This is a genomic window from Geoglobus sp., from assembly GCF_054018175.1.
Genome location: NZ_JBPLZQ010000055.1, coordinates 23,855 through 30,483 on the forward strand (window position 1 = coordinate 23,855; position 6,629 = coordinate 30,483).

General features: G+C 51.3%; 8 protein-coding genes, 1 tRNA gene, 1 other RNA gene and 1 pseudogene. 5 read left to right on the plus strand and 6 right to left on the minus strand.

The genetic code is table 11. The features are described from left to right. Positions 1-27: 27 nt before the first annotated feature. On the minus strand, positions 28-207 hold the full coding sequence (locus ACXJJC_RS04455) for a hypothetical protein (RefSeq protein ID WP_456369633.1): 180 nt from the start codon (positions 205-207) through the stop codon (positions 28-30). A gap of 84 nt (positions 208-291) precedes the next feature. On the opposite strand from ACXJJC_RS04455, the gene ACXJJC_RS04460 reads away from it, so the two are divergent. Continuing rightward, a tRNA-Val gene (locus ACXJJC_RS04460) sits at positions 292-364 on the plus strand. Positions 365-529: 165 nt separating this feature from the next. Here ACXJJC_RS04460 and ACXJJC_RS04465 read toward each other — a convergent pair. Beyond that, positions 530-727: pseudogene (locus tag ACXJJC_RS04465) on the minus strand (IS6 family transposase); the annotation flags it as partial. An 85-nt stretch (positions 728-812) separates the two neighbouring features. On the opposite strand from ACXJJC_RS04465, the gene ACXJJC_RS04470 reads away from it, so the two are divergent. Next, positions 813-1,469, plus strand: coding sequence for an IS1096 element passenger TnpR family protein (locus tag ACXJJC_RS04470; protein WP_456369634.1), 657 nt, complete (start codon positions 813-815; stop codon positions 1,467-1,469). Positions 1,470-1,534: 65 nt separating this feature from the next. Here ACXJJC_RS04470 and ACXJJC_RS04475 read toward each other — a convergent pair whose 3' ends face one another. Together ACXJJC_RS04475 and ACXJJC_RS04480 are read right to left on the minus strand one after the other, a co-directional pair. Continuing rightward, positions 1,535-2,146 (minus strand): KaiC associated regulatory domain-containing protein, encoded by a 612-nt coding sequence (locus tag ACXJJC_RS04475; RefSeq protein ID WP_456369635.1) that lies wholly within the window; start codon positions 2,144-2,146, stop codon positions 1,535-1,537. A 6-nt stretch (positions 2,147-2,152) separates the two neighbouring features. Further along, complete coding sequence (locus tag ACXJJC_RS04480; protein ID WP_456369636.1) at positions 2,153-3,004, minus strand: KaiC domain-containing protein; 852 nt, start codon at positions 3,002-3,004, stop codon at positions 2,153-2,155. Positions 3,005-3,095: 91 nt separating this feature from the next. Between ACXJJC_RS04480 and ACXJJC_RS04485 the strand changes: the two genes are divergently transcribed. The 3 genes from ACXJJC_RS04485 (at position 3,096) to ACXJJC_RS04495 (ending at position 4,588) form a co-directional block, all read left to right on the plus strand. After that, a complete protein-coding gene (locus ACXJJC_RS04485; RefSeq protein ID WP_456369637.1) occupies positions 3,096-3,392 on the plus strand; it encodes an ArsR family transcriptional regulator in 297 nt (98 codons plus the stop codon). 30 nt (positions 3,393-3,422) lie between these two features. Next, positions 3,423-3,734, plus strand: an RNA gene (ffs, locus tag ACXJJC_RS04490) — signal recognition particle sRNA. Between the two features lie 59 nt (positions 3,735-3,793). Next, the gene (locus ACXJJC_RS04495) at positions 3,794-4,588 is read left to right on the plus strand and encodes an EamA family transporter (RefSeq protein ID WP_456369638.1); all 795 of its coding nucleotides are present in this window, start codon (positions 3,794-3,796) and stop codon (positions 4,586-4,588) included. On the opposite strand, the gene ACXJJC_RS04500 is transcribed toward ACXJJC_RS04495, so the two are convergent. Beyond that, positions 4,585-6,492 (minus strand): type II secretion system F family protein, encoded by a 1,908-nt coding sequence (locus ACXJJC_RS04500; RefSeq protein ID WP_456369639.1) that lies wholly within the window; start codon positions 6,490-6,492, stop codon positions 4,585-4,587. The two genes, ACXJJC_RS04495 and ACXJJC_RS04500, sit on opposite strands and share 4 nt — an antisense overlap. Further along, positions 6,476-6,604, minus strand: coding sequence for a hypothetical protein (locus ACXJJC_RS04505; protein WP_456369642.1), 129 nt, complete (start codon positions 6,602-6,604; stop codon positions 6,476-6,478). Before ACXJJC_RS04505 ends, ACXJJC_RS04500 begins: the two co-directional genes overlap by 17 nt. Positions 6,605-6,629: the final 25 nt, after the last annotated feature.

The window sequence follows — 6,629 nt, forward strand, 5'->3', positions numbered from 1 at the left end:
GGAGAATATAAATGTTTACGGGAAAAATTAGAAAATTAACCTATTATCGAACTCCTTTACCGCGTCCTTGACGCAGTAGAACTCCCTGCCGATTTTCTTGAGGTATCTGCACCTCTTTCCGGTGTACCCTGAAATGCAGAGCTGACAGTCCTCGGGATAAACTCGCTTGATGCCTATCCCAAGGTTTTCGATTCTCGAGCTCAGCATAATTCATCACCATGGGTAGTTGAACTTCATATCATAAAATTCTTATTCTGCAGGTCACCCCATAGTTATAGCCCTTCCAAAACCGGGTCCGTGGTCTAGTGGTTATGACGCTGCCCTTACGAGGCAGTGATCCCCGGTTCGAATCCGGGCGGACCCATACTAAATTTCAGGTGAGTCTTGGTTTTTATCTGGGTTTCTCGGTTTTTTCCATGATTGAAACAACCACCGGAGACCTACTGAGATAGATCTCGAGATTTATAATTTCGTGCAAAGTATATATCCATTTTATGAGCACTCTATTACGGGGCTGCCAAAATAACCACCTCTCCACATTAGACAACCCAACAAAGCTCTCCAACCAGCTCTGAACGGAATCAAAGGAACTGTAGAACGGAAACCTGTTAAAGAACCTCTTTGTTCTCCCCTTCAGAATAGAAAAGAACCCTTCAACCGCATTTCTTGTTCCAAAGGTCTCATGCTTATACTTCAACCCCAGTCTTTGTAAAGCCCATTTGTACCAATCTGCCCAAGACAGCATGCTCTGTTAATGTCAGTGGATATGACAATAAAACCCATATTATACGCCAGACTTATCGAACACATGTATGAGCAGCAGAGGAAGGTGTTACATCTGCAGCAGAGTGTTGAGCAAAGCGAGCATGACGAGACACCTGAGATCTCACCTGAAAAACGACGGTGAGACCAGAATCTTTCACCTGAGAATAGACGCATCTCAGCCAGAATACTGGCTACACATAGAGATCGAGTCGGATGCGAAGCTAAGGGATCTGGACAGGTTCCTGAGAGACGTGTGGCTTGAGTGCTGCGGACACCTGAGTGCATTTGAGATTGATGGTGTTAGCTATTACTCTGACGGTTTCGATTTTAGTCTGAATCACGGAGCAAGAGATATGGACGTTTCGCTCGGCGAAGTTCTTAGTCCGGAGATGAGATTCCACTACACCTACGATTTCGGAAGCCCTACAGACTTGACACTCAGAGTTCTGGGCGTAAGAATGGGAAAAATCCACAGTAAGGTTAGAATCATAGCAAGAAACGAGCCACCAGATCTTAAGTGCAGGTGCGGTAAAAATGCCGTATGGGTCTGCGCAGTGTGTCGTGACGGAGAAGACTGGCAGAGCTGCTACCTCTGCGATGACTGTGCCGGAGACCACGAGTGCGGGAGGGGCGCTCTGCTTCCGGTATCAAATTCACCGAGGTGTGGAGTGTGCGGGTACACTGGTAACAATCCTCAGAGGTGATTGAGAAGGATTGCAGATTTTCAAATCTCAGGACAGTAAACAAAGGTTAAAAATAGCTGTTCACATCAAGTGGCTGCTTCCTTTAGTTTTTTCAGCAACTCAGCAGGACTCTTCACCGGATAATCTATCCTCTCCAGCAGCTCTTCAATCCTGTACTCTCTGCCCTTTTCCCTAACCACAATACCGCTCAGCCTCTCAGCAAGCTCACCTCTGCCAGCAGGGAAGTGCATTCCCCTTATCCTTGAGAGCACGATGACTGCCCAGGCAATCTCGAGAGACTCTATGACGTCCTGACTCATCTCCACCTCCTCGTCGAGTGCTCCACTCTCCTTGAGATTTCTGTACGCGAGTTTCGCTATCCCTCCAGCGATGTGTTCCCTCGGCCTCTCCTCAAGCTCGCCGTGAATGTACTCCATGACCCTGCTCTCGTCTGCAGTTGCTATGTTCTTCACGGTGTTCTCGGTTATGCCGAGCTCCCTTGCGATCTCTGAATAAGTCTTCAGCGCCTCGTTCTTGAGAACGACCACGTACGCCGCCTCTGCCAGTGACGGGAGCCAGGTCAGGTTCCTGTACTCCACAAGCTTCTTCAAACCCCCGAGCAGCTCAATACTCTTCATAAACACCTTCTCAGCCATCCTGTCCACATTACCTCCCTTCGGTTTCGCAATAACCTCCACTATGCATCACCCCCTCCCCTTCATCTTCACATACTCGCTCAGAGGAGAAATTATCTCTATCAACCCGGCATCCGTTATCTCGAAGACCCACGTCCTGCTGTCGTGAGCAGTCATCCTGCAGCCGTCTATCCTCACCGTCCTGAGAACCTCGCCCAGCGGGAGACCGTAAAGGTTCACGTCCCACCTCGACTCTATCAGCTTCTTGTCGAGAACGATGGTGCCGTCAACTATGTGCGCGACAGCCAGCCCTCCAGCAGCCTCAGCAGACTCAGAGGCCTGGGCCGACCTTTTCTGGGAGATCAGAATTCCCGTCTGCCTGAACTTTTTGAGGAAGTTAAAGACCTGTCTGACGATCTGTCTGGCCATCACCTCCTTGTGCTCGTAAAGGCCGGTTATGCTGTCTATGATTACGTTCGTGCACTTCTTCTCCTTTATTGCATAGGCCATTGTATCGAGCAGCGCCCTAACATTCTCCCGCATCTCATCACTCTCTGCAGCATCGATGACCACGATGTTTTCCTCGACCTTCGAAAAGTCCACGCCCATGGCATCTGCCTTCTGCTTTAACGCGGTGTAGAGGAAATGAGCAGGACTCTCGACGGTGACGAATAGCACCTTATACCCGTGAGAGGCTTGGGTTACGGCAAACTGCTCGGCAAAAACGCTCTTGCCCGTGTCAGGCACTCCCGTTATGTTCATCACAGCGAGATGAGGGATTCCACCGAGCGGTTTCTTAACATATCTGTCTCCATCCCTTTCAACTCTGTAGAACATTTCGTCAAGCTTTGTTCCGGTGGGAATGCCAAATAATCTGGGAGCTTTGGCCTCAAGTTCTCTGAGCTCATAGTATCGTGCCATATTATATTATAATCGTCAAGAATATAAAAACCCATCGGACCTGAACAACTTAGGGAGAAGGTTTAACCCGGCATCTGAGAGATATCAGATCATGAAATTCGACGAGTGGATCTCGGCCGACTCCCCTGAGAAGGCCGAGGAGTACAGGCGAAGATTCAAGATGGCGATAGCAAACTCGATCAGAAGAAAAATCCTTGTAGAGCTGGATAGCGGGGAGAAGACTCTCGAAGAGCTTCTTTCCAAGCTCAACGTGAGTGAGAAGATCCTGAGGTACCACCTCGACACGCTCGAAAAGGGCTCGTGCATAACCTATGACGGCGAGAAGGTTGCCCTTACAGAAGAGGGAAAAATCCTGTCCAGACTTGTGAGGGAAAAGATGAGGGCATAATGTTTTATATCAGTTGCACATAGTTTACTGCGGTGGGCTAGGCCGGGGGGTTCGGCGTCCCCTGTGACCCGAAACCGTCGTCATGCGGGGGCCGAAGCCGAAGGAAGGCCCGGAGGGCGGGAGGCGAATGCTCCCGGCCTCGTAGAATCTCCGTCCCGGAGGGCCGGCGGTCACGGCCGGGCTTCCCGGAGGGGATGTCCGCCGTGTTTGCCGGGGGAACCGGCCCAGGCCCGGAAGGGAGCAGGCTAACCCCGGACGTTCGGCGCTTCCGGGGGTGCGGAGAGGATGGGGCCGGGAGAGATAACCTCCCGTCCGAGGGGTCGACCGGAGGCGCGCCCACCACCCCCTTGTCATTTCATGGCTCAGAAATAATAAATACCTGTTGAAAAATTCTCATCAGAATGAGGGGGGAGATTGCAGTACTGCTGTCAGCCGTGCTCATGGGCACGCTTCCGTACTTCATCAAATCGCTTCAACTCTCCCCATTCTCAGCCACGTTTTACAGGGTCAGCGTCGGACTTCTGTTTGTTACCGTGTTCATGATCATCAGAGGGGAAAGACCAGCCTTCAGCAGGGGGCTCGTGATACTTGGCGTGCTGAACACTGCAGTCGTTTTCTTTTACATAACTGCCATAACCTATCTGAGCGCAGCAACGGCGGCCCTCCTGCTGTACATGGCGCCTGTTTACGTAATGATCTTCGCCATGCTGAAGGAAGGTGTGACGAGGACATCGGTCATCTCCCTCATCCTCGGAATAACGGGACTGTATTTGCTGCTCAGCCCTGAAAAGGAACTGAACGTTGGAATCGTGTCGGGACTGATATCCGGGCTGGTTTACGCAGGGATGTTTATAATGCTCAACAGGCTCGGGAAGGTCTACAGTCCGATCAGAATAACGTTCTCGAACCTCCTGATCGGAACGCTCATGCTCGCCCCGCTTTTCAGGTTCGAGTTCGGCGACCCACTCCTCACAATGGGGCTCGGTCTCATTCCGACCGCAATACCGTTCATCCTCCTCAGCTACGGGATGGGGAGGGTGAGGGTGGAGAAGGGGCCGGTGATAGCCCTGATAGAGCCGGTGACAGCTGGTGCAGTTGGATTTCTCGCGTTCAGCGAAGCCCTGACTCCCGTGCAGCTGCTCGGTGCGGTTCTCGTCCTATCGGCCGTGTTCCTTTCACTGAAAGAACAGAGTTAAATGAACATCGTGAACAGCACGTACGCGAAGACCAGCATTATCAGGGAGTGCTTCACACCCGACGAGAAGTCTCCCTCCCCCATCACTCCAGCTACAAGGCCTGCAAATAGCCCCTGAAACACCGCCGCGTGGAGAAAGATCCCCCTGTAAAACTCTTCGTCTATCGTGCCGAGCCCCATAAACCCGCCACCGCTGGCCGCCATTTTTGCCGTGCTCTCGGCGAGGACAGATAGAAATGTAGACGATATTATGTAAACTATCCCTATGAAGACGAAGAAAGAGATGTAGATTATCATGACGTACATCGACATGTTCTTGATCCTCTCCCTCCTGAGTAGTTCTGCGTTGCTCGCGTCCTTTGCCGAGATTCTGAGCACCTCTGTGACGTTGGGCGTGCTCCTGAGAGACTCGACCAGCAGGACCATCGTCCTCGTGAGCTCGAACGTCCTCATCCTGTTGGCGAACCTTATGAGAGCATCAACCAGGCTGACGTTCCAGTCGAGATCCTTGTCTATGAGCTGTATCTCACTTGCAAGAGGGCTCGTGTCAGTCTTTGCGAGAGTCTTTATCGCCCTCGAGATTGTCATACCGCTCTCGTTCATCGACGCGAGCCTGTTCAGGAACACGGGAGTTAGCTTCAGAACCATGTTGATTCTCCTTCTGGAAATCTGATAGACAATGGCATAGGGCAGAAGGGCGATAATGAGGCCTATGAAGATGTAATCGTCAACGTTGAAGAGCCAGTCAATCGTGGGGGTGAACGGGTAAACCATGAACCCGTAAAACATGAAAGCCAGTGAGAGTGGGACTGAAACCGCGAAAACCGAGTATGGATATTCGAGCAGGAGGCGCTTGGGAGACAGTCTCTTCCTCAGCATCCACGACTTCCACTTCTTCATCACTTCATCGTCTATGTCTCTTTCGATCCTGCCCTTCTCCTCTATAATCGGCGCCTTCCCCGACTCTACGGGGCTGATCAGCTTTATGACGACCGCGAAAAAGAACGCTCCGACCGGGATGATCATGTAAACCACGGCATACAGGAGATTCTGATCTCCCTCACCCATGACTGCCATAACCGTCTGAATGATTATCAGGAACAGCGGTCCTGCAACGAACGCCGTTATGTAGCTCTCCGCCATGAGGCTCAGAAAGTCGAGGAAGTTCTTCTGGTCCTGCCTGGCCATTTCAAGGTAGTAGTCCGACCTGTCTCTGAAGTACCCGGTAACGTCTCCACCGCTCTCTATTATTGTGATGAGCCCCTGAATCAGGTCTGCAAGGTTTTTGGACGGTGTGAGCTCCATGGCCTTATTGAGCGCAGACCTGAGATCCTCTCCGAGCTCCTCTATATCCATGATTATTCTCTCGAATTCCTTTGCCAGCTCGTTGTAGACATCCTCATAACTGGCAATTGCCTTGAAAATCTGGATCAGCGGCATCCCTCCGAGGCTGAGAGAGTACATGAACGTCACTGCGTTTGGAAGAAGCTTGTCAATCTTGCTCTTCCTGTCGCTCACGATGTATCCGGGATACACCTTGAAAATGAACTGACCAATCATGTAGAAAACAACCGCAATCAGCAGGGCGAGAAACATGCTTATGAAGATCTTCCGGTACTGAAGCCAGAAGCTGAGGAACGGTTCCGGGAAGTAGATGTTGAATGTCGGGATCTCCGCAAAGAAGTACACGAGGATCGCAACGAACGCTCCAATGATCAGACCGACAACCGCAAGTATGACGGAAAACAGCATCTGGGTTGCTATGTACACATCGGGCGGGATGTTTATCATTGCCTGCTGGAGTTTCTGTCCGAGCTCGTAATAGCTGGCCAGATTCCTCCTCGCCCTGTCACCAAACCACTTGTACGCGAGCTTGGTCATGTAGTTCTCATTCCTGAATACCAAGGCTCCTCACCACCTTCTCAGGTTCTATCTGGTAGGACTGGATGATTCTCGCGACTTCCTTGAACTCGCGGATGTTGTTGTCGAGGAGGTACTGGAGGATTTTCTCGCGGATTCTGAGTTCCTGCTCGAGCTCCTTT